The sequence below is a fragment of the Vibrio sp. CAU 1672 genome (genome assembly GCF_029223195.1).
Classification (GTDB): Bacteria; Pseudomonadota; Gammaproteobacteria; order Enterobacterales; family Vibrionaceae; genus Vibrio.
In genome coordinates, this window is sequence record NZ_JARHUF010000024.1 from 1 (window position 1) to 25,806 (window position 25,806).

Sequence of the window (25,806 nt, forward strand, 5' to 3'; positions counted from 1 at the left end):
CCTCATCCACTACGGTGAGTTTAAAAGCGAGGGAATAATCGCGCTGAGTTCTTTTATTTGTTGATTTCATAACACTCTCCAATTTTGGGGTTGGAAAGTGTCAACCTTATTTAGGACGGAACAGTTGAATTAAAAAAAGCGGCGCTCCTTGAGCGCCGCTTTTTAATATCTGCCGGAATCGTTCGTGATTACAGAGACTCAGTGAAAGTACGTGCGATAACATCACGCTGCTGTTCAGGAGTTAATGAGTTAAAGCGTACTGCGTAACCCGAAACACGAATGGTCAGTTGAGGGTATTTTTCTGGGTTCGCGACGGCATCTTCCAGAGTTTCACGCTTAAGCACGTTGACGTTCAGGTGCTGACCGCCTTCGATGCGGGGTGCGGTTTCGATGGCAACCTCGCGGCTTTCGTATTCACCCAGGTCACTGATGGCGATCACTTGGTCAGCTTCATAGCCAGAGACTGCGGCAACACAACGTGCTTCATTTTTTTCGCTATCTAGTAGCCAGATGGAGTTCAGTAGTTCGTCGTTTGCTGCTTTAGTAATTTGGATACCTTGGATCATCACTTTCTCCTAGTCCACTTGTGTGGCATTTATTGGTGTTAATTTTCAAATTTTGTTGAGCTGAGTATTATATAGCTAATATCCACTATAATAATATTGATTTAGGTCAAATTACAACTAAAAACCTTAATTATTTGAAGGTAAATTTTTTGTTTTAAATCAACAAAAGCTTATAAAACATGATTTTTGCGATATATTTGATATCATCAAAAATAGTTTAATGTGTAATTTGTGGTAATTTTACTACATTTAAAGGCGGAAACTTAACCTCGTTAACATAACTGCCTGTGTTTGGGTGGTTATACTGAAAGTCAAAAGTGATTTAATGACAAACATCAAAAACCAGTTTGGAAACAAGTTTATTGGCGCTCATGTCTCGGCTGCGGGTGGGGTAGAACAAGCGCCTTTACGCGCCCGTGAAATTGGTGCCAATGCGTTTGCCCTGTTTACCAAAAACCAACGCCAGTGGCGGGCTAAACCGCTGGAAGCCGGTACCATCAAAGCGTTTAAAGCCAATTGTAAGATGCTGGGCTTTGCCGCCGAGCAGATCCTGCCGCATGATTCGTACTTGATTAATTTAGGTGCGCCGGAAGAAGAAAAGCTCAATAAATCCCGCGCGGCATTTATTGATGAAATGCAACGTTGCCATCAGCTTGGCCTGACGATGTTGAACTTCCACCCGGGAAGTCATTTAAACAAGCTATCAGAGCAGGCGTGCCTTGCCACTATCGCCGAGTCGATCAACCTGGCGCACCAAGCTGTCCCGGAAGTAGTTGCGGTGATTGAGAACACCGCCGGACAAGGTACTAACTTAGGCTGGAAGTTTGAGCACTTAGCCGAGATCATTCAACAGGTCGAAGATAAAGCGCGGGTAGGGGTGTGTTTGGACACCTGTCATACTTTTAGTGCCGGATATGATCTGCGTAGCGCAGAAGATTGTGACCGTACCTTTGCGGAGTTTGATCGCATCGTCGGGATGCACTATTTACGGGCAATGCATCTGAATGATTCAAAAGTGGAATTTTCCAGCAGAGTGGATCGTCATCACTCGCTGGGCCAGGGTACTATCGGCTGGAGTTGCTTTGAGTATATTGCAAAAGACCCGCGTTTTGATTCTATGCCATTGATTTTAGAGACAATTGATCCTGATATCTGGCGGCGGGAAATCGAGGCATTACGTCATTACCATCGCGCTGCCGGTACGCCGACTTAACCGGCGGGTGAAAGTTGGCATCTTTCTTTCTTATGTTTTATTACCAGCTGTCCGCTGAGTGCATACCATAGAGAGGAGGATGCCACTATGTCGAGAACCGTTCCTGTTGCCCCCGCGGCGAATCCCAGTCGCCCGTCCCGTTTTCCTGCACCCAACCGGCATATTTCAGGTCAGGGGCATCATCGGACCCCACAACGATATTGAGACCCTGTTGCTGACTTTGAATTCTGAAAGGTTAGTTTTTGTCTGTTGCCGCTGAGCTGGTTAGAATATCGCTTCATATCCGCCTTACAACCGCGAAACACAGGAATTTTCATGAATCACTCCCTGACTTGGCACGAGCTTCTCGACGAAGAGAAAAAGCAAGATTACTTTATTGAATTAATGCAATTTGTAGAGTCTGAACGTGCCGCTGGCAAAGCCATATTCCCCCCGGCGCAAGATGTGTTTAATGCGTTTCGCTTTACCGAGTTTAGTGATGTCAAAGTGGTGATTTTAGGTCAGGATCCGTACCATGGACCTAACCAAGCCCACGGTTTGTGCTTTTCCGTTCTACCGGGGGTGAAAACACCCCCTTCACTGGTCAATATGTACAAGGAGCTGGCACAGGATGTTGACGGCTTTCAGATCCCGCAGCATGGTTATTTGCAGAGCTGGGCCGAACAAGGCGTGTTGCTGCTTAATACGGTGCTGACAGTCGAGCAGGGAAAAGCGCACTCGCATGCAAAAACGGGTTGGGAAACCTTTACTGATCGGGTGATAGAGCTGATTAACCAGCATCAGCAGGGGGTGGTGTTCCTGTTATGGGGCGCGCACGCGCAAAAAAAGGGGCGTTTTATTGATCGAACCAAGCACCATGTTTTAACCGCACCTCATCCATCACCGTTGTCAGCCCATCGGGGCTTTTTCGGCTGCGGGCATTTTTCCCAGGCGAATCTACTGCTACAACAACAAGGAAAACAAGCGATTAACTGGCACTTACCATTGGTAGCTGAAGTGTGAGGCAATTAAAGAATCAATGACTTAGTGGGTGGTTTTTGATCAGGTTTTGCGGCTTTTTTGAGCGCTGTCGAGGCCGGGTATCCTTTTCTCATATAAACTTAGCAGAGTTATAGGTTAAGGAGAGACGCTATGATGATCGAAAGAATTCGGCGCGAACATGGATACATGGTTCGTTTGCTGGCGATATTGCGCCACAAGCTCAACGAAATAGAACAGGAGCGTCCGATAAATTATTCATTGGTTGGTGAGATTGTCGACTACTTGTCCAGTCATTCAGAAAAGATCCATCACCCGAAAGAGGACATTCTTTATCATTATTTTCTGGAGCATTATGGCCAACAGAAAACCATCGAGAACCTGGAACAAGAGCATATCGAGCTGGCGGAAAAAACCAAAGAGTTTGCCAGTGTGGTCGAGATGATCTTACAGGATGCGGTGGTGCCTCAAGAAGTGTTCAGCCGCCATCTGGCGGACTTTATTGATTCGCAAAAACGCCACCTTGAGTTAGAAGAGCGTCAGGTGTTGCCGCTGATTGAAGAGTTGTTCACCACCGAAGATTGGCAGGCGGTCGAAAGTCAGTGGGAAGAAAATGAGGACGACCCGGTCTTTGGTGATACCATCGCTGACCGTTATAAACAGTTGGCAGAGCGCGTCCGCCAGAGTGAGTTTGAATACATCTGATCAGACTGAGCCAAAAGACGCTAAGTTCATAGCCTGCCGTGATTGATTTTGGCGCTTTCTTATATATTGAGAAAGCGACAAAATTTTTTTGTCTCTTGAACCCGCTGAATATAGTTTAAAAAGCAAGGTTATTCTCACTTGGTGAGAATCGCCGAATTGTAACGTATGTTACAGTTCATCACGGGCAGTGACACCAGGCGGTGAATAAACAAAAGGCACCTTCGCGGTGCCTTTCGTATCAATTACAGTTTAATGTCATCAAGGGTGTAATCATTACACACATCAAGCTCGCGTAGCTCTTTAAGCAGAGTGCGGCGGTCGTTCATTTCTTCTATTTCGCGCCACTTGCGTTTTACGGGTTTGGCGCGAGATTTGGTTGTTGATGCTGCGCCCAGAGCAAATAAGTCATCCAGTTGAAAGCCTTCCATAAGCCACCTTACCTTTCTCTCATATCACGGTTAAAAACGTGTCCCTGTGGAGCATTTTAAGTACCACAATCACCGTGAGAATAACTATGATTTATTTCTCATTTGTGTCGCTATCATGACATTTTCGCGCAAATATTCCCTCAGAATCACACTTTGGGCGCCAGGGGGGTGAGTAAAAAATAAGCGCTTAAACAAAAGAAAACGATTAAATCGTGCTGTGGGGGATGTTAATTCGAGGTTGGTAATTGGTACCGGTTTGACTTGCAGGGGTTGCATAACAGTTGCTTGGTTGAAAATTGCTCGGTACTGCCGCGTTCATCTGGGTGAACATGCTGTTATGCCTTGAAACCGTTGGCTTCGGCCTGTTTTTACCGTATGTGGTTTTGTTACTGGTAAAGTGGCTTGGAATGTGGTGTTTTTGTTGGTTGGATGTTGCGCTGCTCGGCGAGTGTTTATGATTTATATGTTAATTTTTGGTGATTTTATAGTGAAAAATAACAAATGTGCCCAAATGGTTGCATATTGATTTTTGCTTGCCTAGGTTGCATTATCCGCCCCGTCAAAAAATACGCTAGTACGTAAAATGGATGCATGATGCGACGTTTACGATTCTGGATTGCACAAAAACACTACTCGAAAGCCAAGCACTCCTTTGACACTTGGCAGGCAATCTGGTGGATGGCTGGGAAGCACAGACTGGCGCAACTCACTTTGAGGTACACATGACAGACTTAATCAATTTGATGAATGATCTCCTTTGGGGGGCGATTCTGGTTTATCTTTTGGTCGGGGTAGGTATCTACTTCACGGTTCGACTGGGTTTTATCCAATTCCGTCATTTTGGCCACATGTTCTCGGTGCTGAAGAACAGTCGTAAAGCAGACAAAGCCGGTATTTCTTCTTTTCAAGCCCTTTGTACCAGCCTTGCTGCACGTGTCGGTACGGGTAATATGGCAGGGGTTGCTGTTGCGCTGACCGCTGGTGGTCCGGGGGCAATTTTCTGGATGTGGCTTATTGCCATGCTGGGGATGGCGACATCTTTTGCCGAGAGTACCCTGGCGCAGCTCTATAAAACCAAAGATGATGACGGTAACTATCGTGGTGGCCCTGCTTACTACATGGAGAAAGGCCTGGGCATGCGCTGGATGGGCGTAGTGTTCTCGATCTGCCTGTTCATTGCATTTGGTCTGGTATTTAATGCCGTACAGGCCAACTCAATTGTCAATGCGATGGGGAATGCCTTTGGCTGGGAAAGCCTTTACGTGGGCATTGCTATTGTTGTGTTGTCGGCAGTGGTGATTTTTGGTGGTATTAAGCGGATCGCACGTGTGGCTGAGCTGATCGTTCCGATCATGGCGCTGGCGTATCTGGCTCTGGCGATGTTTGTGATGTTTGCCAATATTGAGAAACTACCCGCGGTTCTGACGCTGATCTTCAAGAGCGCGTTTGGCTTTCAGGAAGCGGCAGCTGGTGGTTTGGGCTATGCGATTGCCCAGGCGATGCTCAACGGTATCAAACGGGGCCTGTTCTCAAACGAAGCGGGTATGGGTTCGGCACCGAACGCCGCGGCTTCAGCGACGCCTTATCCGCCACACCCGGCTTCACAAGGTTACGTGCAGATGCTGGGCGTGTTTATGGATACGATTGTGATCTGTTCTGCGACCGTCGCCATCATCCTGATGTCCGGTGAGTACGTCGGTCAGGCGACGGAAGTGACCGGGATTGAGCTGACCCAGCGTGCATTAAGCTCGCAAGTGGGTGACTGGGGCGCTGTTTTCGTGGCGGTGGCAATTTTCTTCTTTGCCTTTACTTCGATCATTGCTAACTACTCGTACGCAGAAACCAACCTGCTCTTCCTCGAGCACAATCATAAAGCCGGCCTGAACGTGTTCCGCCTGGTGTTCCTGGGAATGGTGATGTTTGGTTCAATGGCCTCATTACCGGTGGTGTGGTCGATGGCGGATGTGTCGATGGGCTTAATGGCGATTGTTAACCTGGTGGCAATTTTGCTGTTGTCAGGAATTGTGATTAAGCTGGCCAAAGATTATAACCGTCAGCTCGATGCCGGTAAGGTGCCGACATTTGATGTGAATGATTTCCCTGAGCTGAAGTCGCAACTCGAAGACGGCATTTGGGATAACAATAAAATTAACGACTAACGTTTGCGTTAATCGAATTGAACAATTAAAGCAATACCCAAAGCCATGCAGACAATGCATGGCTTTTTTTGTACCCTAGACAAAAATATAACGAGAAAAGGGAAAGTCATGCTTATAGTTATTTCTCCTGCTAAGACACTCGATTATGAGTCCCCGCTGGCCACAGATAAGTACACCCAGCCTGAATTGATGGCGTATTCCAGGCAGTTGATTGACGTGTGTCGCCAGCTTACGCCGGCCGATGTTGCTTCACTGATGAAAGTGAGTGACAAGATCGCGGATTTGAACGTGGGCCGATTCCAGGAGTGGAGTGAAACCTGTACCACAGACAACGCGCGTCAGGCGATTCTGGCCTTTAAGGGTGATGTGTATACCGGCTTACAGGCGGAAACCTTCAGCGCTGCGGATTTTGACTATGCGCAGCAGCACCTGCGCATGCTTTCCGGCTTGTATGGCGTGCTGAAACCGCTGGATTTGATGCAACCTTATCGGCTGGAAATGGGCACGAAACTGGCGAATGAAAAAGGCAGCAACCTGTACCAGTTTTGGGGGGAGGTCATAACCGACAAGCTGAATCAGGCGATTGCCGCTCAGGGGGATAATGTGCTGATCAATCTGGCATCCAATGAGTACTTTAAAGCGGTAAAGCCAAAGTCTCTGGATGCACAAGTGGTCACACCGGTCTTCAAAGACGGTAAGAACGGTCAGTACAAGGTGATCAGCTTCTATGCGAAAAAAGCGCGTGGCATGATGGCGCGTTACATCATCGAAAATCGTATTGAGAGCGTGGCCGAGCTTACCCGGTTCAACACGGCGGGTTACTACTTTGTGGAAGAAGAGTCGACCCCGACAGAACTGGTATTTAAGCGCGAAGAACAACATTGATGCTGTACGTCGTGCCGTGCTACAGAGACAAAAAAGGGTTGGCGATGCCAACCCTTTTTCCGATTATATGAACTGGATTCCACATCCGGCCTGGGTTATTTCTTCTTCGCGGTTTTCTTTTTAGTGGCTTTTTTCTTGTCGTCTTTTTTCTTTTTCTTTTTGAACACCGGCTTTTTGTGTTTCGGGCGCATTTCTTTAATAAAGCGCTCTTTGATGTCTTCTTTCACGTAGCGTGCCACACGCTCCATCATTGGCTGGTCATGCGCCTCGACCAGTGAAATGGCGTTGCCTTTCTTCCCGGCCCGGGCGGTACGGCCGATACGGTGCAGGTAGACATCCGCTGTGCGAGGTAAGTCGTAGTTGATGACGTGGGATACGTCTGGCAGATCGATACCACGTGCAGCCACATCGGTCGCCAGCAGCACGTTTACCGTACCGTCACGGAAGCGGGAAATGGCATTGTTACGGCGGTCCTGAGGCATTTCACCCTGGATCCACGCGCAGGGGATTTGTGCGCTTTCGAGTTGAGCACGCAGCTCAGCCAGGCGTTCACGAGTTTTGAGGAATACGATGCTGCGCTCTGCTTGCTGGGTAATGATGTGCTTTAGCAGGGCAAGCTTGTGTTCGGCGTCGTCGGCGCGGTGGTACCACTGAGCGATCTTTTTACGCTCACGCAATGGTGATTTTGCATCGATTTCAGCTGGCTGATTTAGTAGATCTGCGGTGAAGCCTTCTACACCCCTGCCTTCCAGGGTGGCGGAAAACAGCAAGGTTTGCTTGCGCCAGCGACATTCGGCTGACAGGCGGTCTACCGTAGGAGCAAAGCCCATGTCCAGCATGCGATCCGCTTCGTCGAGGATCAGCCACTCGATTGCACGGCAGTCAAAGCGTTCTGCGTCGATGTATTCTCTCAAGCGGCCCGGCGTGGCCACGACAATATCCTGGGTGGTGGCCAGGATGTCAGCGTGTTCCTGATACTGTACTCCGCCGGTGATGGTGAAAATATTCAGTTTGGTGTTCTTTGCCAGAGCGCGCGCCTGGTCGGCAACCTGCATCGCCAGTTCACGGGTTGGAGTCAGGATCAGGATCCGAGCCGGCCCCGGTTTGCGGCGTGGGAAGTCTTGCAGGTATTGCAGGGCGGGCAGGACAAAAGCTGCGGTTTTGCCAGTGCCGGTAGGTGCGGACGCCAGAATGTCGCGACCATCCAACGCTTGTGGAATTGCTTCTGCCTGAATTTTGGTCGGGCGTTCGTAGCCGATCTCTTCAATAGCATCTAGTAGGTTTGGGTCTAGATCCAGTTCAGCAAAGGTTCTGATCACAATGAGTTCTCCACAAGCAAGGCTTGATTAATGGTTTGCCAACATAGCATAGAAATTAAGGCCGCATAGTATAAAGTGATCCTTGATAAGGATCACATGTTATTTCACATCTTAAGGTAAAACCCGCGGGTTAGCTGAATAAACGCCTCACTGTAGCCATGTTGAGTATGAATGGTGAGGTTTTCTTCCTGTAATGGGCGTGCCTGGCGGGACAGTTCAAACAGCAGCCGATGAACCGGTTTTTTTGTCGAAGGCTTTACCTGACAGCGACGGGTCAGATGCCAACCAGTGTTTGTGGCCATGGTGATGAACCGTTCCCCTTCGATAATGGGCAGAATGAAGCTTGCGCTGCCATCCGGTGTGAGCAGGCGTGCGCACTGTTCCAGCAGTTTATCATGCGGCAGGCTGCTGGTATGGCGGGCGATGGCTCGCTGAGTCTGTTTAGCCTGCTCGCCGGAGTTAAAATATGGCGGGTTACAAACGATGCTATCGAAGCGTACCGGCGGTGCATAACTCTGCACATCCCGGTGTTTGAGAGCCAGGCGCTCTGGCCACGGCGACTGGGCGAAATTGTCCTGCGCGGCAGCGATGGCAGTGGGTTCGATATCCAGGGCGGTAATGTGAGCGTGGCAAAAACGCTGGGCACACATCAATGCCAATAAGCCGGTACCAGTACCAATATCGAGGATCTGACCATCACTCCGGCAGGCCGCCCAGGCGCCAAGCAGGACACCATCGGTACTGACGGGCATCCCACTGTCACCAGCAGCGATGGAAAACTGTTTAAATGTAAAGCCCTTGGTGGTTGGCGTGCTACTCTTCATGATTGTTTTTGCTTTACCTTTCTTTGGAGTGATTTTATCTATTGTTTGTGAATTGTTTAGATTGTTGTGTTGCTGGTTAAAAAAGTGTAAGTGCATTTAGTTGGTGAAAAAGTCTGACTATATTTCTAAAGCCAGAGATATCAACTGCTTTTTTGCTTGTTATATAAATTAATGTGGTGTTTTTTTCTTAAAGGTTGCTAAATGATGAGTGTTTCGTCATTATGCGGCGAAATTTATTAGATTGAATCACGATTATCCAACGCGCTTGGTTATGCAAACGTGATCAAAGCATACACAACATTAATTAAACATTAGACAAGGGGTATCTGTGAAGCAGACGTTAAAATTAACAGATATTATTGCAGTCGGCTTTATGCTATTTGCATTCTTTTTAGGCGCCGGCAACATTATCTTTCCACCATTGGCTGGTCAGTTGGCCGGCGATAATCTGATGCCAGCGATGCTGGGATTCTTGTTAACAGCAGTAGGTTTACCTCTTATTACCATCGTTGCTATTGCTGTAGCGGGGGGCTCTTGGGATCATTTGACGCAAGACTTACCGAAAAAAGCGGCAGTGCTGATGGCGGTGCTGATCTTTATCATTATTGGCCCTGCCTTTGCGGCGCCACGTACTGGTCTGGTCGCTTACGAAATGGCGGTGAAACCGTTCTTCATTGACGCGACGCAAGCTCACCTTACCGGTTTTTCTGTACTGTTCTTTGCCGTCGCGATGTTTTTTGCCTGGTCTCAGGGCAAGTTGATCGATGTGATCGGTAAAGTATTAACTCCGGCTCTGTTTATGGGGCTAATGATCCTGGCGATTGGGGTTTTTGTTGATCCACAAGGCGAAATGCTGGCAGCTCAGGGTGAGTACCTGACCCAACCTCTGACCAAAGGCTTCCTCGAAGGCTACAACACCATGGATACCTTTGCTTCGCTGATGTTTGGTATGCTGATGGTGGATGCGTTGCGCAGTAAGGGCATCACTGAGCGCAGTGCGACGACCAGATACCTGATTTGGGCCGGCTGTATTGCTGCCGCAGGTTTGGCGTTTGTGTACATTTCCCTGTTCTACCTCGGGGCGACCAGTGCAGCGGTTGCACCTGGTGCCGATAACGGTGGTGCGGTCTTGAGCCAATATGTACAAGCGTTGTTTGGTCCATATGGTCAAATCGTTTTGTCACTGATTGTACTGCTGGCTTGTTTAACCACGGCAATTGGCCTGATCTCTGCGTGTTCTGATTTCTTCAGTTCAAAGACCTCTGTGTCTTACAAGACCTGGGTGGTTATCAATGGTGTGGCATGTGCGGTTGTGGCTAATGTTGGTCTGGCACAACTGATTTCCTTGTCGGTACCGGTGCTGTTTGCCCTGTATCCGGTGGCGATTGCCTTGGTGGCGCTGACGTTTGTACGCAGCAAACTGCCTAATCCACGTGCTGCTTACCGGGTAGTGCTGCTGGTGTCGCTGCTGTTTGCTCTGATTGATGCCGCTAAAGTGACCGGCGTGGATGTATCTGCTTTTGATATGCTACCATTATTCAGCATTGGTATGGGCTGGTTGCTGCCGACGGCTGTGGCTATTGCGTGCATGTTCTTTGTCGCGAAAGCACCGCAACAAACACTGGCGGAAACGGCCGCTTAAGCCAAACGGCTGAATCGATGAACTAAAAAAGCCCGGTGAGTTTCTCACCGGGCTTTTTGTGATTGGAATCGTGATAATTACAGCGTATCGTGGTATTCGGTTAACACTTGCTCACACCAGCTATGAATTCGCTCATCACTTAACTCATACTGAGAATCTTCATCCAGTGCCAAGCCGACAAACTGGCTACCGTCAGCGGTGAGGGCTTTTGAGGCTTCGAATTCGTAGCCCTGGTTCGGCCAATAGCCAATGAAGGTCGCGCCGGTCGCTTTGAGTTCGTCGTGCAGCAACCCCATCGCGTCCAAATACCATTCGCCGTAACCTTCCTGATCGCCCAAGCCAAACAGTGCCACGACTTTGCCTTGTAACGGGGTGGTGGCGATGTCTTGCCAGATCGCACTCCAGTCTTCTTGAATTTCACCAAAATCCCAAGTTGAGATACCGAGCAGCAGTAAGTCGTAGTCAGCCATCAACGAGAGTGGTGTCTCTTTCACATTGTGAATATCGACCAGGTCTTCACCGATGATCGCGCGAATTTTCTCTGCTGCCATTTCGGTGTAGCAGGTGGTTGAGCCGTAAAAGAGTCCGATTTTCATTATATTCATCGTCTGAAATTGTCTTTCGATGGCAGAATCTAAGCATAATTAGCGGAAGATTGCAGCGAATATTGTCCAAGGGTGGATTTTTTATGGCATTCACTTCGACGCTGGATTACTCTCACTACTGTATGAATCAACATGTAAGGGAGCGGGCATGACGGCACAATCGTCTGTCAATCAACAGGACTTCGGGTTGGTCGAGCAGTTTCTTGATGCGATGTGGATGGAGCGCGGGCTATCGGAAAATACCCTGGCGTCGTATCGGAATGATTTGATGAAACTGCTTACCTGGATGGATCATCACAGCTACCGGCTTGATTTTATCAGTCTGTCTGGCCTGCAAGAGTACCAAACTTATTTAGCGGATCGGGACTACAAACAGACATCGCGTGCGCGCATGTTGTCTGCGATCCGTCGTCTGTTTCAGTATCTGCATCGTGAGAAAGTGCGTGCGGATGATCCGAGCGCGTTGCTGGTCAGCCCTAAGCTGCCGCAACGCTTACCCAAAGACATCAGTGAAGAGCAAGTCGATGCGCTGCTGGAGGCCCCTGATCCCAACGACCCGATTGAGTTGCGCGACAAAGCCATGCTGGAGCTGTTGTATGCGACTGGTCTGCGGGTGACGGAACTGGTCAGCTTAACCATGGAGAACCTTAGCCTGCGCCAGGGGGTGGTGCGCGTGACCGGTAAAGGGGGCAAAGAACGCTTGGTACCCATGGGTGAAAGTGCTATCGACTGGATTGAAACTTTTATTCAGCAAGGCCGGTCTGCTCTGTTGGGCGAGACCACGTCGGATATCGTGTTTCCCAGTAAGCGTGCCCGGCAAATGACCCGGCAAACCTTTTGGCACCGCATCAAACATTATGCGGTGATCGCGGGGATCGACACTGAACAGTTGTCTCCGCACGTGTTGCGCCATGCGTTTGCAACGCATTTATTGAACTATGGGGCGGATCTTCGGGTCGTACAGATGCTCTTGGGGCATAGTGACTTATCGACCACGCAAATTTATACTCATGTGGCGACTGAACGTTTGAAGCAAATCCACAGTCAACATCACCCAAGGGCATAATGATGATTACTGCTTTGCTTTGGCAAGATGAACTGGTTTTATTTTAAGGTGAATGGAATGAGCGTATTACGCCGAATTACACTGCTGACTTTACCCTTTTTCGTGGCCGCATGTGGGGTCGAGGAAAGTCAGGCAACAACGCATACTGCGGCACAGCCTGCAGTAGCATCAACCCAAAGCTTTGATGAAGATGCATTAAAAGCCAAGTTTGCCAAACTGGGGCTGGCGGTCAACGACGTGAAAGCGTCGGATGTGGCGGGTTTGGTTGAGATTCAAACCAACGGCGGGGTGCTGTTTGCTTCCAATGATGGTGAGCATTTTATTGCCGGTACCCTGTATGCCTTAGATGATAGCGGCGGTTATAAAGACGTACTGGCGGAGCGGCAGGCACCGCTTAACGCTGAAAAGATTGCCAAGTTTGCCGATAGTGCGATCGAATACAAGGCTGAGAATGAAAAATATGTGGTCACAGTGTTCACCGATGTTACCTGTGGCTACTGTGTTCGCTTACACAACCAAATGCAGGGCTATAACGACTTAGGCATTACAGTGCGTTACATGGCGTACCCTCGCCAGGGGGCAAACAGCCCGGTGGCGGAGCAGATGGCGACCGTCTGGTGTGCCGCGGATCCGCAGGCTGCAATGCACAATGCTAAGGTCAATCGTACGTTTGATGCCCCGCAAAACGATCTGGCTCAGTGTCAGGAAACGGTATCGGCGCAGTATAACCTAGGCCGTGAGTTGGGCATTTCCGGTACGCCGGCGATCTTCTTGCCTAATGGCGAAATGGTTGGTGGCTATCTGCCGCCGGCACAGCTACTGCAACGTTTAGCAAAATAATTATCCTTAAGGAGCGCAGTCGGCTGAGTTTTCAGCCGGCTTTTTTACCCCATGATAGAAATCCAACGACGTCCTGAGCCAGATTTTTCCCTGCTGCCTGATTCGATTCCTCCGATTTTAAAGCGAATTTACCTTAACCGTGGCATCACAGATATTGCGCAGCTGGAAACCTCAGCGCGAGGTTTACACTCCTACCAGAAACTGGGGGGCATCAACCAGGCGGTTGAGCTGTTGTTTACTGCCATTCAACACCAAAAGCGCATCATCGTGGTCGGTGATTTTGATGCTGATGGTGCGACCAGTTCAGCCCTGTCGGTGCTGGCGCTGCGTATGCTGGGCAGCCGCAATGTGGACTATTTGGTGCCGAACCGGTTTGAAGACGGCTACGGTTTAAGTCCGGAAGTGGTCGAACAGGCGCTGGAAATTGGCGCTGAAGTGATCATGACGGTTGATAATGGTGTGTCTTCCATCGAAGGGGTGCGCCATGCCAAGCAGCATGGTCTGCAGGTACTGGTGACCGATCATCACTTACCGGGACAAGAACTGCCGGAAGTGGATGCGATGGTGAACCCTAACCTGGAAAGCTGTGCCTTTCCATCGAAAGCACTGGCAGGCGTGGGCGTGGCGTTTTATCTGATGATGGCGTTGTGTGTCCACATGCGCAAGCTGAACTGGTTTGTACAGCAAGGGATGCAAGAGCCTAAGCTGATGGAACTGATTGACCTGGTTGCGTTGGGCACCGTGGCGGATGTGGTCCCGCTGGATGAGAACAACCGGATCCTGGTTCACCAGGGGTTGCAACGTATCCGTGCCGGCAAAGCAAGGCCGGGGATCCAGGCGCTGATTGAAGTGTCCAAGCGCGATGCGCGTCGGTTGATGGCGGCCGATTTTGGTTTTGCTTTGGGGCCGCGGATCAATGCCGCAGGCCGATTGGATGACATGTCATTTGGCGTTGAGTTGCTGATGAGCAATAACATCCAGGCTGCACGCCGCATGGCCAGTGAGCTGGATGGGCTCAACCAGACCCGCAAAGAAATCGAAGAAGGGATGAAGCAAGAGGCGATGGCCTTTTGTGAGCGGCTTCAGTTTGGTGAGGACACTGAACTGCCCTATGGCCTGGCCCTGTTTCAGCGTGACTGGCACCAGGGGGTGATCGGCATTTTGGCCTCACGGATCAAAGACAAGTTCCATCGCCCGGTGATCGCGTTTGCTGATGGCGGTGACGGGGCAATCAAAGGTTCTTGTCGCTCCATTCCTGGTTTACATATGCGTGATGTGCTGGACTTCATTGATACACAAAATCCCGGTTTGATCCTGAAGTTTGGTGGGCATGCAATGGCAGCTGGGCTGACCATCATGGAGCAGGATTTCGCACGTTTTAGCCGCTTGTTTGATGAGGTAGTGAAACGTGAGCTGGATGAAACGGCCCTGAAAGGGATCATTTTGTCCGACGGCGAATTAAAGCCGGAAGAGTTTTCCATGCACATCGCTGAGCTCCTTCGCGCTGGCGGCCCTTTTGGTCAGGCATTTCCAGAGCCGATGTTTGATGGGCAGTTTAAAGTACTACACCAAAAGCTGGTGGGGGAAAAACACCTTAAACTGATGCTTGAGCCATTATACAAAGGCCACCCGACCAATATCATGATCGATGGTATTGCTTTTAATGTGGATTTACGTCGCTGGCCGGATGCTTCGGTCAAAACCGTGCGTTTAGCGTATAAGCTGGACATCAACGAATTTCGTGGTAATCAGTCGCTGCAATTGATGATTGATCATATTGAAGCCCACTAAAACTGCGGTGTGAAGCATTATAGGGTACGAAGTTCCATAACCGCGGTTGAAATTTTTTGACCGTGGTCTCTTTCTTGGTCAACTGCTTTCGGCCGGGAAATTTTCCTGTATCTCTGTCACATTTTTGAGTAGAATTTCTCGGTTAAATTCTATTCTACAATGTCGAGCAAACATGTTTGAAATCAATCCTATTAAAAACCGTCTGCAGGATGTGTCTGAACGCACAAATGTCCTGAGGGGGTATCTTTGACTATGACGCCAAGCAAGAGCGTCTAGAAGAAGTCAACGCAGAACTGGAACAGCCAGATGTATGGAACGAACCTGAACGCGCTCAAGCGTTGGGTAAAGAGCGTGCATCGCTGGAAGCGGTTGTCGAAACCATTGATCAGCTTGAACAGGGCGTCGAAGACGTAGAAGGTCTTCTGGAGCTGGCTGTGGAAGAAGAAGATCAAGAGACCTTCGATGAAATCGAGCCTGAACTGGCAGAGCTGGAAGAGAAGCTGGAGAAGCTGGAGTTCCGCCGTATGTTCTCAGGTGATCATGATGGCTCTGACTGCTACATCGACTTGCAGGCGGGCTCTGGTGGTACCGAGGCGCAAGACTGGACAAATATGATGCTGCGTATGTACCTGCGCTGGGCTGAATCGAAAGGGTTCAAAGCGGAGGTCATCGAGGTATCAGAAGGTGAGGTGGCCGGGCTGAAATCTGCTACGGTACGCATCTCGGGTGAGTACGCGTACGGTTGGTTGCGTACTGAAACCGGTGTTCACCGTCTGGTTCGTAAATCGCCGTTTGACTCAGGTGGCCGCCGCCATACATCGTTTGCCTCTGCGTTTGTCTACCCGGAAGTTGACGACAACATTGCTATCGACATTAACCCGGCTGATCTGCGTATCGACGTATACCGTGCCTCTGGCGCGGGTGGTCAGCACGTTAACACCACAGAATCGGCGGTACGTATTACCCACTTACCGACCAACACCGTGGTGCAGTGCCAGAATGATCGTTCACAGCATAAGAACAAAGATCAGGCAATGAAACAGCTGCGAGCCAAGCTCTTTGAGCTTGAATTGCACAAGCAAAATGCGGAAAAACAGGCTAACGAAGATGCCAAGTCAGACATTGGCTGGGGTAGCCAGATTCGTTCTTACGTCCTGGATGATTCGCGCATTAAAGATTTACGTACCGGCGTTGAAAACCGTAATACACAAGCGGTGCTTGACGGCGACCTCGACAAATTTATTGAAGCTAGCCTGAAATCAGGCCTTTAAGCTTTTCACCGACATATACAGGGTACATCGAATATGAGTGATGATATTCAAAACGAAACCATACAAGAAGAAAATAAGCTGATTGCTGAGCGTCGTGCGAAACTGGATGAGATTCGCAAGAGCTGCGCAGCAAACGGCCACCCAAATGACTTCCGTCGTGACAGCCTGGCTGGCGACCTGCAAAAAGAGTTCGGTGAAAAGACCAAGGAAGAGCTGGAAGAGTTGAACCATGTGGTTGCGATTGCTGGTCGTATCATGGCTAAACGTGGTCCATTCCTGGTAATTCAAGAAACCTCTGGCCGTATTCAAGCTTACGCAGACAAAGTGGTGCAAAAAGAGCTGAAAGAGAAGTACCAGGGCCTGGATATCGGTGACATCATCGGTGTTAAAGGTGCACTGCACAAATCTGGTAAAGGTGATCTGTACGTGAACATGGAAGAGTACGAGTTGCTCACTAAAGCACTTCGTCCTCTGCCTGAGAAGTTCCACGGTCTGACTGACCAGGAGATGCGTTACCGTCAGCGTTACGTTGACCTGATCGTTAACGAAGATTCTCGTAATGCATTCATTATACGTTCTAAGGTGATGTCTGCAATTCGTAACTTCATGATCTCTAAACAGTTCATGGAAGTTGAAACGCCAATGATGCACGTGATCCCTGGTGGTGCGAGTGCGCGTCCATTTATCACTCACCACAATGCGTTGGATATGCCAATGTACCTGCGTATTGCCCCAGAGCTTTATCTGAAACGTCTGGTTGTGGGTGGTTTTGATCGCGTATTCGAGATTAACCGTAACTTCCGTAATGAAGGTCTTTCTCCTCGTCATAACCCAGAATTTACTATGATGGAATTCTACATGGCGTACGCGGACTACAAAGATCTGATGGATTTCACTGAAGAACTGCTAAGCTCTGTGGCACTTGAAGTGCTGGGTGCAACTTCGATGCCTTACGGTGACGAAACGGTTGAGTTTGGTGGCAAGTATGCTCGCATGAGCATGTTTGAAGCGATCAAACACTACAACCCTGATCACGCAGAAATTCAAGCACTGACAGAGAAGGATCTGCAAAACCGTGAGCTGATGGTATCTATCGCCAAGTCGGTTCACGTTGAAGTGGAACCGTTCTGGACTTGTGGCCAACTGCTGGAAGAGATCTTTGGTGAAACGGCCGAGCCTAAACTGATCCAGCCGACATTCATTACTGGCTACCCTGCTGACATCTCGCCATTGGCGCGTCGTAGCGATGATAACCCGTTCTTTACCGACCGCTTTGAATTCTTCATTGGTGGCCGTGAAGTGGCAAACGGCTTCTCAGAGCTGAATGATGCCGAAGACCAGGACGCTCGCTTTAAAGCCCAGGTGGAAGCGAAAGAGTCAGGTGATGACGAAGCAATGTTCTACGATGCAGACTACATCACTGCTCTAGAGCACGGCCTGCCGCCAACGGCTGGCCAGGGTATCGGTATCGACCGTCTGGTTATGCTACTGACTAACACGCACACTATCCGTGACGTGATCCTGTTCCCAGCGATGCGCCCACAAGGCTAATACTGGCAGCGAGTTCAAAAAACCACCTTCGGGTGGTTTTTTTGTAACTAAAAAATTGAAATGAATCAACTGATTGCATACTTTGTGGTGCATAATGTGGTTAATATATTCGCCAGATAACTATCTATTGCATAGTCTTAAGGGTGAGACAGACGAATTGCTTACGAGTCTCGATAATGTTATCCGTTTACAGCAGTAGTCTGTAGAACAAAATTCTATCAACAATGTTAAAGGGTTTATAAATGGCTGGGCAGTTTAAGTTGGATTCTATACCGGGATCGCTTGTTGTTGTTGGCGGCACCTACGAACCTTGGTTGTCCGTCCTCGAACAGGTGGGGTGGAAGTGCCATCAGGTTGGCGATCTGCGTAAAGCTAACACACTTCTGGAAGAGATTGGTCCTTGTATTGGTATAGTCGATCTCAGCCATGATGAATTTAGCCTGAACGGATTAGCGAATTTGGTCAGCTCACATAAACATGTTCGTTGGTTAGCATTTATTCGGGAATCACAATTAGGCTCAGACACCATTTGCCAGTTCATCGTTAATTTTTGTATTGACTTTTTTACCGCTCCAATTCCGGATGCGCAGTTACTGAGCACTATTGGCCATCAACTGGGGATGTTGAAGTTAGAGAAGAAAGTGTGGCCCAATTTCGGTAACAGCTTAGATATGGGACTGATTGGCGAGTCAATTCCAATGCAGCGCCTGCGGGAGCAAATCAAGCGTATCGGCCCGACCGACGTGAGTATCTTGATCAATGGTGAAAATGGGGCGGGCAAAGAAGCCGTGGCGCGGGCGATTCATAAAGTGTCTGCGCGTGCCCACAAGCCGTTTTTTGTTATTAATTGCCGGGCACTGAATGGGCAGCGCTTTCAGGCGGAGGTGTTTGGTGTCGGGGGAGGTGAATCCGGTGAACTCAGTCTGTTGGAACAAGCGGATGGCGGCACGGTACTGTTTAATGACATCCTGACCATTCCGAAAGAACAGCAAAATCATCTGTTACGTTTTCTGCAGGAGGGGATGATTGATCGGCCTGATGGCTCCAAGCACATCAATGTGCGGGTGTTGGCGGCTCATTCATCGGATGTGGAAAAAGCGTTGATTGATGGTGATTTCAATGAAGAGTTGTATCATTACATCAATGTGCTTCGTATCAGTGTGCCGAGTGTCAAAGAGCGAGCCAGTGATATTCCTTTGCTTGCACGTTATTACTTGCAAGATTTTTCGCGCGAGTACAATTCCCAGGCTAAGAGCTTTTCGGAGAGTGCCTTAAAGGCGTTGACCCGTTATGGCTGGCCGGGCAATGTCAGGGAGCTAAAAAACCAGATAAAACGCGCAGTGTTGATGTGCGACAGTGTAATGATTGAGGAGTATCACCTTGATTTGCCACGGCGCAACGACGAGAGGCGCAGCCTGAAGGCGATCCGTGAAAAAAGCGAGCGTGAAGCATTACTGCTAGTACTGGAGTCTCACGCCGGTCAGGTATCTAATGCGGCCAAAGAGCTGGGGATATCACGCGCGACCATGTACCGCTTACTGAATAAGCATAATCTGATCTCTGAGCCGACCATGTAAATCGAAACAGATAAAAAGGGGCCACCGTTGGCTCCTTTATAATGAGCGCAGTTTATAAACTGTGCCCGATGATATATTCCTTGGCTGAATATGTTATAGCTAAATGTATATGCAACTGAAATGCAGACAAATGGTTTGTTTTTAACTATTTCAGCAAAAAAGGTTTGAATATTATTCATGGTTGCATACAATTTAACCGTAACTCAATGAGTTACTCTATTTCTTACCGGATTAATTTTAGCTAGGAGGCACAAGATGAAACATTATTTTGTTACTGATATTACTTGTGCTGATCGTATGACTGCTTTAGCCACGGTTTCACCCGTGGTTGCGCAGGATACCACTGGCTCAGAAAACTAATTAATCCGTATCCTATCTATTTTTACTAGGCTGCGGGAAAATAGCAGCTTAGTTCCCAACGGCCTTATTCCGTCTAGATCTCGCTATTTTTCCCAGTCGCTCATTCAGCATATATTGGAGAAAAATCATGCATCATTCTATATACCTAAAACTGGCTACGTTACTGATAAAAGCAGATTTGAAACGTGATGAAAAAAACTGGCAGCGTGCTTTTCGCCGGGAAGCGCATGATATTCCTTGGAATAATGTCTATTTATTACGCGATATCGGTTTGGATAACGAAGGGCGTTCAATGCGGGGAACCATACCTGATGCAGTAAAAGTAGAGCGTCGGGTCCGTCATCTTCGTCGTGTGTTAACCTCGCGAATAACAACGTAAGCTTAAGGCCAGGCTAAACAGTTATGTTTAGTCTGGCGAGTTGGCTGGCTAACAGGCCAGCCACACTTTTGATTTTTATGGACAAGGATTGGAGTATGTTGTCCCAATCACTTGAATCTCACTCAGTACCTCTTCAGTTAAATTGACGTTAATGCTCTCGATATTGGTTTTAAGCTGCTCAAGGTTGGTTGCGCCAATGATGTTTGCAGCGACAAACGGACGTTGGTTGACAAACGCCAGGGCCATTTGCGCGGGATCCAGACCATGGTCTCTAGCCAGGCTCACATACGCTTGGGTTGCTTTAACGCCTTGCGGAGTAAAGTAGCGCGCAAAGCGTTCCCACTTTGTGCAGCGTGCCCCGGCAGGTTTTGCGTCATTTAAGTATTTTCCACTCAGACAGCCAAAGGCTAATGGTGAGTAAGCCAAGAGCTGAACCCCTTCATAGTGGCTGATCTCAGACAGGCCAACTTCAAAGCTGCGATTGAGGAGGTTGTACGGGTTCTGGATTGAAACGATCCGAGGCAGGTCGTGTTTTTCCGCTAAACGAAGCAGAGACATTACACCCCAGGGCGTTTCATTTGACACACCGATATAGCGTACTTTGCCTGCTTTGACTAAGTCAGTCAGAGCTTCGAGGCTCTCAATTAATGTCACTTCTTCCTGTTGGTCTGGGTAAGGGTAGTTGAGCTGACCGAAACAGTTAGTTTGTCGTTGTGGCCAGTGTAATTGATACAGATCGACATACTCGGTTTGCAACCGTTGCAGACTGTCATCAATTGCGGTGTGGATGTGGCGCCGATTGAGACTCATCTGTTCACGGATATAAGGCACATTACGTGGGCCAGCGACTTTGGTTGCCAGGACCACTTTATCCCGTTTGCCTGATTTCGCTAACCACTGACCAATATATTGTTCTGTAAGTCCTTGGGTTTGCGCAGTGGGAGGAACCGGATACATCTCGGCGGTGTCAATGAAGTTCACCCCATGATCGACGGCGAAATCGAGTTGCTCGAATGCTTCGCTTAGGGTGTTTTGTTCGCCAAACGTCATGGTACCCAGGCAGATCTTACTGATCTCAAGTGATGAGTGCGGTAGTTTTGTGTATTGCATTTCCCTTCCTTGAAGAATTGCCAACTTAACAAGTTGTTCCAATATAGGGGATTTTTAGTCGCTACCGCAAATGATTTACGTTTCCGTGAATGAGTGGCTCGAAACCTATAAATTGCCTAACTACACTTAAAGCAGGTTGTTAAGGAGGTGGAGTATGCAGAAGCATCAACTGGATATGTGGTTGCACGGCCACCACAAAGACTCATACCAGACGCCGAAGGTTTTTGTTATAGGGTGTTCGGATGTCTCTGACTATTTGTTAGCCGTGGAATACAAACATCAACTGGAACCGATCAAAGACGGTGAAGAAACGCTTCATTTCGGTTCACTGGAGTTGGTTAAAGAAGAGCTGTTACGGTTAGGGATCGATAAGGCGTACTTACGCTTACATAATGCTTATGATGAATTCGGCAGTGAAGGCTCGGTCTCTTATTGTGACATTGAGTTGTCACTGATGACTCACTAAACCGATGATCAAGCGCTGGCAATATAATGTTTACGCAGTAGCGCTTCAGTGAACTGAGTTCGCAGATAAAAGCCACGCGGCAGCGTTTTGATCGGCTTGCCGTTGGCGCTGTAGGCTTCTGTTAGCGCCCGGGAATTGGCCGCTTTAGGGCGCAGGTGCAGCGCTTCGCCGTGCCTGGCGGAAATTTGATCAAATTTACCCAGGACGATCATTTCCATCAGCTCTTCCCAGTCATTTTTGAGGATCTGCTCTTCTGCTTCATCCGGAGACCAAATTAACGGGCTGCCGACATGGCGTTCAGCTAACGGAATTTCACGCTCCCCTTCGACGGGAATCCAGAGTACGCGGGATAATTTGTTGCGTACATGGCTGGTCTCCCAGGTAAGCCCGTGGATGCCGGTCAAGGGAGCCACACAAACAAACGTGGTTTCCAGAGGACGGCCTGAATAGCCGATTGGGATGCTCTTGAGCTCGATCCCAAGCTGGCTGAAGTCTTGCTGTGGCTTGCTCCCCGCCGGCGCACCTAAGTGCCATTCAAGCAGTTGTCCAACCCAGCCTTTGTCGCGTTTGAGGTTATCTGGCACCGTCATTCCCGCTTCTTCTGCTAACTCTGCGAAGGTAAGGCCTGCAATTTCTTGTGCCCGTTGCAATAATTCAGCTTCAGATTGTGGCTCTGGTTTCATGATCAACCCACCGTATTCAAAAATGCCAGTCTAACAAATTTTGCTTCAGATCCCTTGCCAAAAATTGGTTTGGTTTGTCTGTTAAATGATCCATGCATAACTTATCCACAGGCAGGCAGGGGGCATTGGCTACCACGCTCAGGACTGGATGAATAAACAGGTTTTTTGTTGTCATTTTCGCTTGATTTTATTGCTTTGCTGTGAAGATGTACCTTCCTGATGTGGATAAATGCCAGATTGGACGATCTTTAACCGATCTGTATTTGCACAAAAGATCATCAGGAGGAAAAAGATCGCACTCCAAGTTTTATGTTGATTAATTTAATATTTATCAATAGCTTATTTTATTTGCTTTGATTGTGTTGTGTTTGCTTCTCGTGTTGAAATATCAAGAGTTATGAGTTGGCGGGGAATTTTTCACAAAGTTACTCACAGAAAAGGTGAATAAATGTGGGCTATGTCTCAAACTTATGTTGATAAAATAAAAGCTGGTTAAAAGATATCCAATAATGGTGGAATGACAATAAATCTTGCGTACATCACATCAGTAAGTTTGCTACTGCTGGGGATATGTGGAAAAATCATGGTAATAGAAAATTTTTCATAGAGGTTAGCCAGTGATAGATGGCGATGGTTACCGACTGAATGTTGGTATTGTGATTTGTAATAACCATGGTCAGGTCTTCTGGGCTAAACGATACGGGCAACACTCATGGCAATTTCCACAAGGGGGAATTGACGATGGTGAAACTCCAGAACAGGCGATGTTCAGAGAGTTGTATGAAGAGGTCGGTCTAACGAAGAAAGACGTTAAGATCATTGCCACCAGTCGGCATTGGTTAAGATACAAACTACCAAAAAGATTGGTGCGCTGGGACTCTAAGCCTGTGTGTATCGGCCAAAAACAGAAATGGTTTTTGTTGCGTATGGAATGCGATGAGTCGTGTATCAATATGCAACGAGGAAAATCCCCTGAATTTGATGGTTGGCGTTGGGTCAGCTACTGGTACCCGGTTCGGCAAGTTGTCTCTTTTAAGCGTGATGTTTATCGACGCGCGATGAAAGAGTTTGCTTCTTTAGCTATGCCTTTTCGAGAGCGGAAAACGAAAGGGAAAAGAAAAAAACAACGTAGAGGATAGACATGCTCAGCCAGCTAAGGGAAATCGTGGAAAAAGTCTCCAGAGTCGAAGACCTGCATTTTGCATTGGATATTCTGGTTAAGGAGACTTGCGCGGCCCTGTGTACTGAGTGTTGTACGGTTTACTTAGCCAATGAAGAAATGCAGCGTCTTGAATTAATGGCGACCAAGGGGCTGCGCTTTGAAGGCGATAGTATTCATATTGATTTTAATGAGGGTTTAGTGGGGTTGGTCAAGCGCACTGCTGAGCCACTTAACCTTGCTGAAGTTTCCCAACATCCAGACTTTAAGTTCTTCCCACAGTTGGGGGAGCAAATCTACCACTCTTTCCTCGGTACTCCGATCATTCACCGTAAGCAAGTGCTAGGGGTCCTGGTGATCCAGCAGAAAGCTCCCCGCCTGTTTAGTGAAATGGAGGAGTCTTTTCTGGTCACCTTGTCGGCGCAGCTCGCCGTGTTAATTGCTCATGCCCAGAGTCAGGGCCATTGGCAATTAGCATCGAAACCGGCAGTGATTAAAGGGCTTCCTGCTTCCACTGGGGTCGCGATTGGTGAGTTTTGGTTTGATAATACCCAACCGAGCCTGTCCGATGTTTTTCCTGCCTCTACACTGGACAAAGAACGTGAGCATGAGCTGCTTCTGGTAGCGATTGAACGTGCGTTGAATGATTTTCGCCGTATGCGCAAAAAGTTCGACAGTGAGATCAACAAAGACGCCCTGGCAATCTTTGACCTGTTTACCCATTTACTCAATGATCCAATGCTGCGTGGCGATCTGAAGAAGCAGATCGAAAAAGGCGACCGGGCGGACTGGGCACTGCGCCAAGTGGTAGAGACTTACTCGAACCGCTTTGCGCGTATGTCGGACGTATATCTGCGCGAGCGCGCCCAGGACGTACGCGAGCTGGGTCAGCGCTTACTGTACTTTTTGCATAACAGTGAGCAGGAGCATTCTGCGATTAAGCGGCCAGTCATCTTGGTGGTGAATGAGCTCACCGCGACACTGCTTGCGTCTGTTCCCAAACAGCATTTACTCGCGGTTATCTCGTTGGAGGGGGCGGCAAACTCCCACGCAGCGATCTTGTCGCGAGCATTGGGTGTGCCTGCAATAATGGGCGTTAATATCGACACCGATACCGTCAATGGTAAAGTCGGGATAGTGGATGGTTATTCCGGCGAGATATATCTGGAGCCAAATCAACAACTACTGCGTGAATACCGCAGCCTGGTCAGTGAAGAAACTGAGCTGTTCACTATGGTGAACAATGATCTCGCCAAGCCAGCAGTGACGCAGGACGATCATCCGGTGGAAATCCTGCTTAATGCCGGGCTGAGTGCGGATTGCAACATTGCCATCAACGCAGGCGTTGATGGGGTGGGGCTCTACCGGACAGAAATTGCCTTTTTACTTCAACATCATTTTCCATCTGAAGATGAACAGTATCACCAATACCGCGCGATTTTGAACAGCTACCCCCATCAACGAGTCGTTATGCGTACGCTGGATGTAGGGGGAGACAAGGCGCTGCCCTACCTGCCAATTGAGGAAGACAATCCGTTTTTGGGCTGGCGGGGGATCCGCTTTACCCTCGACCATCCGGATATCTTTTTGATTCAGCTGCGAGCGATGCTCCGCGCCAGTGCTGAGAGTTCCAACTTGAGCATTTTATTACCAATGATCTCAGGGCTAAAAGAGTTGGACGATGCCAAAGCGTTGATCGATCAGGCATATAATGAAGTGGTACTGTTGGACGAACGTATTCAGATGCCCAGGATTGGCGTGATGATTGAGGTGCCGTCCATGGTGTACCAACTGCCAGCCATTATCGATAAAGTAGATTTTGTGTCGGTGGGCACCAATGATCTGACCCAATATTTGTTAGCCGTGGATCGGAACAATTCCCGGGTGGCGGATGTCTATGAATCGATGCATCCAGCAGTGTTAATGGCGCTGAAGCAGATTTATGATGTGTGCCAGCAGTATCAGCTGCCGGTCTGTATTTGTGGCGAGCTGGCAGGTGACCCCTTCGGAGCCTTATTATTGCTCGGGTTGGGTTACACTAGCCTGAGCATGAACACTTCCAATGTGGCGAAGGTTAAATACTTGATCCGCCATAGTAAGCAACAGGAGCTGGAGCAACTGGCAGCTCAAGCTATGTCAAAATCGTATGGGCAGGAGATCCATCAAATGATGCATGATTTCTTCATCCAGCAAGGATTTGCCGGCTTTGTCCGCGCAGGTAAAAAGTAG

Annotated in this window: 23 protein-coding genes; 16 read left to right on the forward strand and 7 right to left on the reverse strand. The window is 48.7% G+C overall.

The genetic code is table 11. From position 1 onward, the window contains the following. Window positions 1-188: 188 nt before the first annotated feature. Window positions 189-566, reverse strand: a complete 378-nt coding sequence (gene grcA, locus P2G85_RS17310) for an autonomous glycyl radical cofactor GrcA (protein WP_275865320.1) — start codon at window positions 564-566, stop codon at window positions 189-191. A gap of 325 nt (window positions 567-891) precedes the next feature. On the opposite strand from grcA, the gene nfo reads away from it, so the two are divergent. The 3 genes from nfo to P2G85_RS17325 all read left to right on the forward strand — a co-directional run bounded on the left by nfo (window position 892) and on the right by P2G85_RS17325 (window position 3,462). After that, on the forward strand, window positions 892-1,779 hold the full coding sequence (nfo, locus tag P2G85_RS17315; RefSeq protein WP_275865321.1) for a deoxyribonuclease IV: 888 nt from the start codon (window positions 892-894) through the stop codon (window positions 1,777-1,779). Between the two features lie 315 nt (window positions 1,780-2,094). Further along, complete coding sequence (gene ung / locus P2G85_RS17320) at window positions 2,095-2,781, forward strand: uracil-DNA glycosylase (RefSeq protein WP_275865322.1); 687 nt, start codon at window positions 2,095-2,097, stop codon at window positions 2,779-2,781. Between the two features lie 129 nt (window positions 2,782-2,910). After that, window positions 2,911-3,462: a hemerythrin domain-containing protein gene (locus P2G85_RS17325; protein ID WP_275865323.1), complete on the forward strand. Its 552-nt coding sequence runs from the start codon at window positions 2,911-2,913 to the stop codon at window positions 3,460-3,462. Window positions 3,463-3,704: 242 nt separating this feature from the next. On the opposite strand, the gene P2G85_RS17330 is transcribed toward P2G85_RS17325, so the two are convergent. After that, a complete protein-coding gene (locus tag P2G85_RS17330; protein ID WP_275865324.1) occupies window positions 3,705-3,890 on the reverse strand; it encodes a DUF3545 family protein in 186 nt (61 codons plus the stop codon). Window positions 3,891-4,612: 722 nt separating this feature from the next. Between P2G85_RS17330 and P2G85_RS17335 the strand changes: the two genes are divergently transcribed. Together P2G85_RS17335 and yaaA are read left to right on the forward strand one after the other, a co-directional pair. Beyond that, the gene (locus tag P2G85_RS17335) at window positions 4,613-6,049 is read left to right on the forward strand and encodes a sodium:alanine symporter family protein (RefSeq protein ID WP_275865325.1); all 1,437 of its coding nucleotides are present in this window, start codon (window positions 4,613-4,615) and stop codon (window positions 6,047-6,049) included. A gap of 108 nt (window positions 6,050-6,157) precedes the next feature. Next, window positions 6,158-6,934: a peroxide stress protein YaaA gene (gene yaaA / locus P2G85_RS17340; protein ID WP_275865326.1), complete on the forward strand. Its 777-nt coding sequence runs from the start codon at window positions 6,158-6,160 to the stop codon at window positions 6,932-6,934. Between the two features lie 95 nt (window positions 6,935-7,029). On the opposite strand, the gene srmB is transcribed toward yaaA, so the two are convergent. Beyond that, window positions 7,030-8,253: an ATP-dependent RNA helicase SrmB gene (gene srmB, locus P2G85_RS17345; protein WP_275865327.1), complete on the reverse strand. Its 1,224-nt coding sequence runs from the start codon at window positions 8,251-8,253 to the stop codon at window positions 7,030-7,032. A gap of 104 nt (window positions 8,254-8,357) precedes the next feature. Further along, complete coding sequence (locus tag P2G85_RS17350) at window positions 8,358-9,077, reverse strand: tRNA1(Val) (adenine(37)-N6)-methyltransferase (RefSeq protein WP_275865328.1); 720 nt, start codon at window positions 9,075-9,077, stop codon at window positions 8,358-8,360. A 328-nt stretch (window positions 9,078-9,405) separates the two neighbouring features. Here P2G85_RS17350 and brnQ point away from each other — a divergent pair, with 328 nt between their 5' ends. Continuing rightward, entirely contained in the window at window positions 9,406-10,719 is a 1,314-nt protein-coding gene (gene brnQ, locus P2G85_RS17355; RefSeq protein ID WP_275865329.1) for a branched-chain amino acid transport system II carrier protein, read from the forward strand. A 77-nt stretch (window positions 10,720-10,796) separates the two neighbouring features. Here brnQ and fldB read toward each other — a convergent pair whose 3' ends face one another. Next, window positions 10,797-11,315 carry a flavodoxin FldB gene (fldB, locus tag P2G85_RS17360; protein WP_275865330.1) on the reverse strand — a complete coding sequence of 173 codons (519 nt, stop codon included), beginning with the start codon at window positions 11,313-11,315 and terminating at the stop codon, window positions 10,797-10,799. Between the two features lie 157 nt (window positions 11,316-11,472). On the opposite strand from fldB, the gene xerD reads away from it, so the two are divergent. From xerD to P2G85_RS17395, 7 genes are all read left to right on the forward strand, one after another. Continuing rightward, window positions 11,473-12,390 (forward strand): site-specific tyrosine recombinase XerD, encoded by a 918-nt coding sequence (gene xerD, locus P2G85_RS17365; protein ID WP_275865331.1) that lies wholly within the window; start codon window positions 11,473-11,475, stop codon window positions 12,388-12,390. Window positions 12,391-12,447: 57 nt separating this feature from the next. Continuing rightward, window positions 12,448-13,230 (forward strand): bifunctional protein-disulfide isomerase/oxidoreductase DsbC, encoded by a 783-nt coding sequence (gene dsbC, locus P2G85_RS17370; protein ID WP_275865332.1) that lies wholly within the window; start codon window positions 12,448-12,450, stop codon window positions 13,228-13,230. Window positions 13,231-13,281: 51 nt separating this feature from the next. Then, entirely contained in the window at window positions 13,282-15,021 is a 1,740-nt protein-coding gene (gene recJ / locus P2G85_RS17375) for a single-stranded-DNA-specific exonuclease RecJ (RefSeq protein ID WP_275865333.1), read from the forward strand. A 172-nt stretch (window positions 15,022-15,193) separates the two neighbouring features. Beyond that, a protein-coding gene (gene prfB, locus P2G85_RS17380; RefSeq protein ID WP_275865334.1) for a peptide chain release factor 2 occupies window positions 15,194-16,292 on the forward strand; the annotation gives its coding sequence in 2 pieces (ribosomal slippage) (window positions 15,194-15,268 and window positions 15,270-16,292; 1,098 coding nt in all). 33 nt (window positions 16,293-16,325) lie between these two features. Beyond that, complete coding sequence (lysS, locus tag P2G85_RS17385) at window positions 16,326-17,843, forward strand: lysine--tRNA ligase (protein WP_275865335.1); 1,518 nt, start codon at window positions 16,326-16,328, stop codon at window positions 17,841-17,843. A 242-nt stretch (window positions 17,844-18,085) separates the two neighbouring features. Beyond that, the gene (locus P2G85_RS17390) at window positions 18,086-19,420 is read left to right on the forward strand and encodes a sigma-54 dependent transcriptional regulator (protein ID WP_275865336.1); all 1,335 of its coding nucleotides are present in this window, start codon (window positions 18,086-18,088) and stop codon (window positions 19,418-19,420) included. A gap of 487 nt (window positions 19,421-19,907) precedes the next feature. Continuing rightward, window positions 19,908-20,159 carry a DUF1127 domain-containing protein gene (locus tag P2G85_RS17395; RefSeq protein ID WP_275865337.1) on the forward strand — a complete coding sequence of 84 codons (252 nt, stop codon included), beginning with the start codon at window positions 19,908-19,910 and terminating at the stop codon, window positions 20,157-20,159. A 75-nt stretch (window positions 20,160-20,234) separates the two neighbouring features. On the opposite strand, the gene P2G85_RS17400 is transcribed toward P2G85_RS17395, so the two are convergent. Continuing rightward, window positions 20,235-21,269 carry an NADP(H)-dependent aldo-keto reductase gene (locus P2G85_RS17400; protein WP_275865338.1) on the reverse strand — a complete coding sequence of 345 codons (1,035 nt, stop codon included), beginning with the start codon at window positions 21,267-21,269 and terminating at the stop codon, window positions 20,235-20,237. A gap of 154 nt (window positions 21,270-21,423) precedes the next feature. On the opposite strand from P2G85_RS17400, the gene P2G85_RS17405 reads away from it, so the two are divergent. Next, on the forward strand, window positions 21,424-21,735 hold the full coding sequence (locus P2G85_RS17405) for a DUF6482 family protein (protein ID WP_275865339.1): 312 nt from the start codon (window positions 21,424-21,426) through the stop codon (window positions 21,733-21,735). 8 nt (window positions 21,736-21,743) lie between these two features. Here the strand turns inward: P2G85_RS17405 and mutH are convergent, their stop codons facing one another. Beyond that, window positions 21,744-22,418 carry a DNA mismatch repair endonuclease MutH gene (mutH, locus tag P2G85_RS17410; RefSeq protein ID WP_275865340.1) on the reverse strand — a complete coding sequence of 225 codons (675 nt, stop codon included), beginning with the start codon at window positions 22,416-22,418 and terminating at the stop codon, window positions 21,744-21,746. Window positions 22,419-23,035: 617 nt separating this feature from the next. On the opposite strand from mutH, the gene rppH reads away from it, so the two are divergent. Together rppH and ptsP are read left to right on the forward strand one after the other, a co-directional pair. Continuing rightward, on the forward strand, window positions 23,036-23,557 hold the full coding sequence (rppH, locus tag P2G85_RS17415; protein ID WP_275865341.1) for an RNA pyrophosphohydrolase: 522 nt from the start codon (window positions 23,036-23,038) through the stop codon (window positions 23,555-23,557). Between the two features lie 2 nt (window positions 23,558-23,559). Further along, window positions 23,560-25,806 (forward strand): phosphoenolpyruvate--protein phosphotransferase, encoded by a 2,247-nt coding sequence (gene ptsP / locus P2G85_RS17420; protein ID WP_275865342.1) that lies wholly within the window; start codon window positions 23,560-23,562, stop codon window positions 25,804-25,806.

Coding starts and splice junctions, on each gene's coding strand:
- ung (WP_275865322.1), top strand. CDS start 2,095: ATGAATCACTCCCTGACTTGGCACGAGCTTCTCGACGAAGAGAAAAAG.
- fldB (WP_275865330.1), bottom strand. CDS start 11,315: ATGAAAATCGGACTCTTTTACGGCTCAACCACCTGCTACACCGAAATG.
- nfo (WP_275865321.1), top strand. CDS start 892: ATGACAAACATCAAAAACCAGTTTGGAAACAAGTTTATTGGCGCTCAT.
- P2G85_RS17390 (WP_275865336.1), top strand. CDS start 18,086: ATGGCTGGGCAGTTTAAGTTGGATTCTATACCGGGATCGCTTGTTGTT.
- P2G85_RS17330 (WP_275865324.1), bottom strand. CDS start 3,890: ATGGAAGGCTTTCAACTGGATGACTTATTTGCTCTGGGCGCAGCATCA.
- grcA (WP_275865320.1), bottom strand. CDS start 566: ATGATCCAAGGTATCCAAATTACTAAAGCAGCAAACGACGAACTACTG.
- mutH (WP_275865340.1), bottom strand. CDS start 22,418: ATGAAACCAGAGCCACAATCTGAAGCTGAATTATTGCAACGGGCACAA.
- P2G85_RS17405 (WP_275865339.1), top strand. CDS start 21,424: ATGCAGAAGCATCAACTGGATATGTGGTTGCACGGCCACCACAAAGAC.
- P2G85_RS17350 (WP_275865328.1), bottom strand. CDS start 9,077: ATGAAGAGTAGCACGCCAACCACCAAGGGCTTTACATTTAAACAGTTT.
- yaaA (WP_275865326.1), top strand. CDS start 6,158: ATGCTTATAGTTATTTCTCCTGCTAAGACACTCGATTATGAGTCCCCG.
- P2G85_RS17395 (WP_275865337.1), top strand. CDS start 19,908: ATGCATCATTCTATATACCTAAAACTGGCTACGTTACTGATAAAAGCA.
- recJ (WP_275865333.1), top strand. CDS start 13,282: ATGATAGAAATCCAACGACGTCCTGAGCCAGATTTTTCCCTGCTGCCT.
- P2G85_RS17325 (WP_275865323.1), top strand. CDS start 2,911: ATGATGATCGAAAGAATTCGGCGCGAACATGGATACATGGTTCGTTTG.
- dsbC (WP_275865332.1), top strand. CDS start 12,448: ATGAGCGTATTACGCCGAATTACACTGCTGACTTTACCCTTTTTCGTG.
- P2G85_RS17400 (WP_275865338.1), bottom strand. CDS start 21,269: ATGCAATACACAAAACTACCGCACTCATCACTTGAGATCAGTAAGATC.
- lysS (WP_275865335.1), top strand. CDS start 16,326: ATGAGTGATGATATTCAAAACGAAACCATACAAGAAGAAAATAAGCTG.
- xerD (WP_275865331.1), top strand. CDS start 11,473: ATGACGGCACAATCGTCTGTCAATCAACAGGACTTCGGGTTGGTCGAG.
- P2G85_RS17335 (WP_275865325.1), top strand. CDS start 4,613: ATGACAGACTTAATCAATTTGATGAATGATCTCCTTTGGGGGGCGATT.
- ptsP (WP_275865342.1), top strand. CDS start 23,560: ATGCTCAGCCAGCTAAGGGAAATCGTGGAAAAAGTCTCCAGAGTCGAA.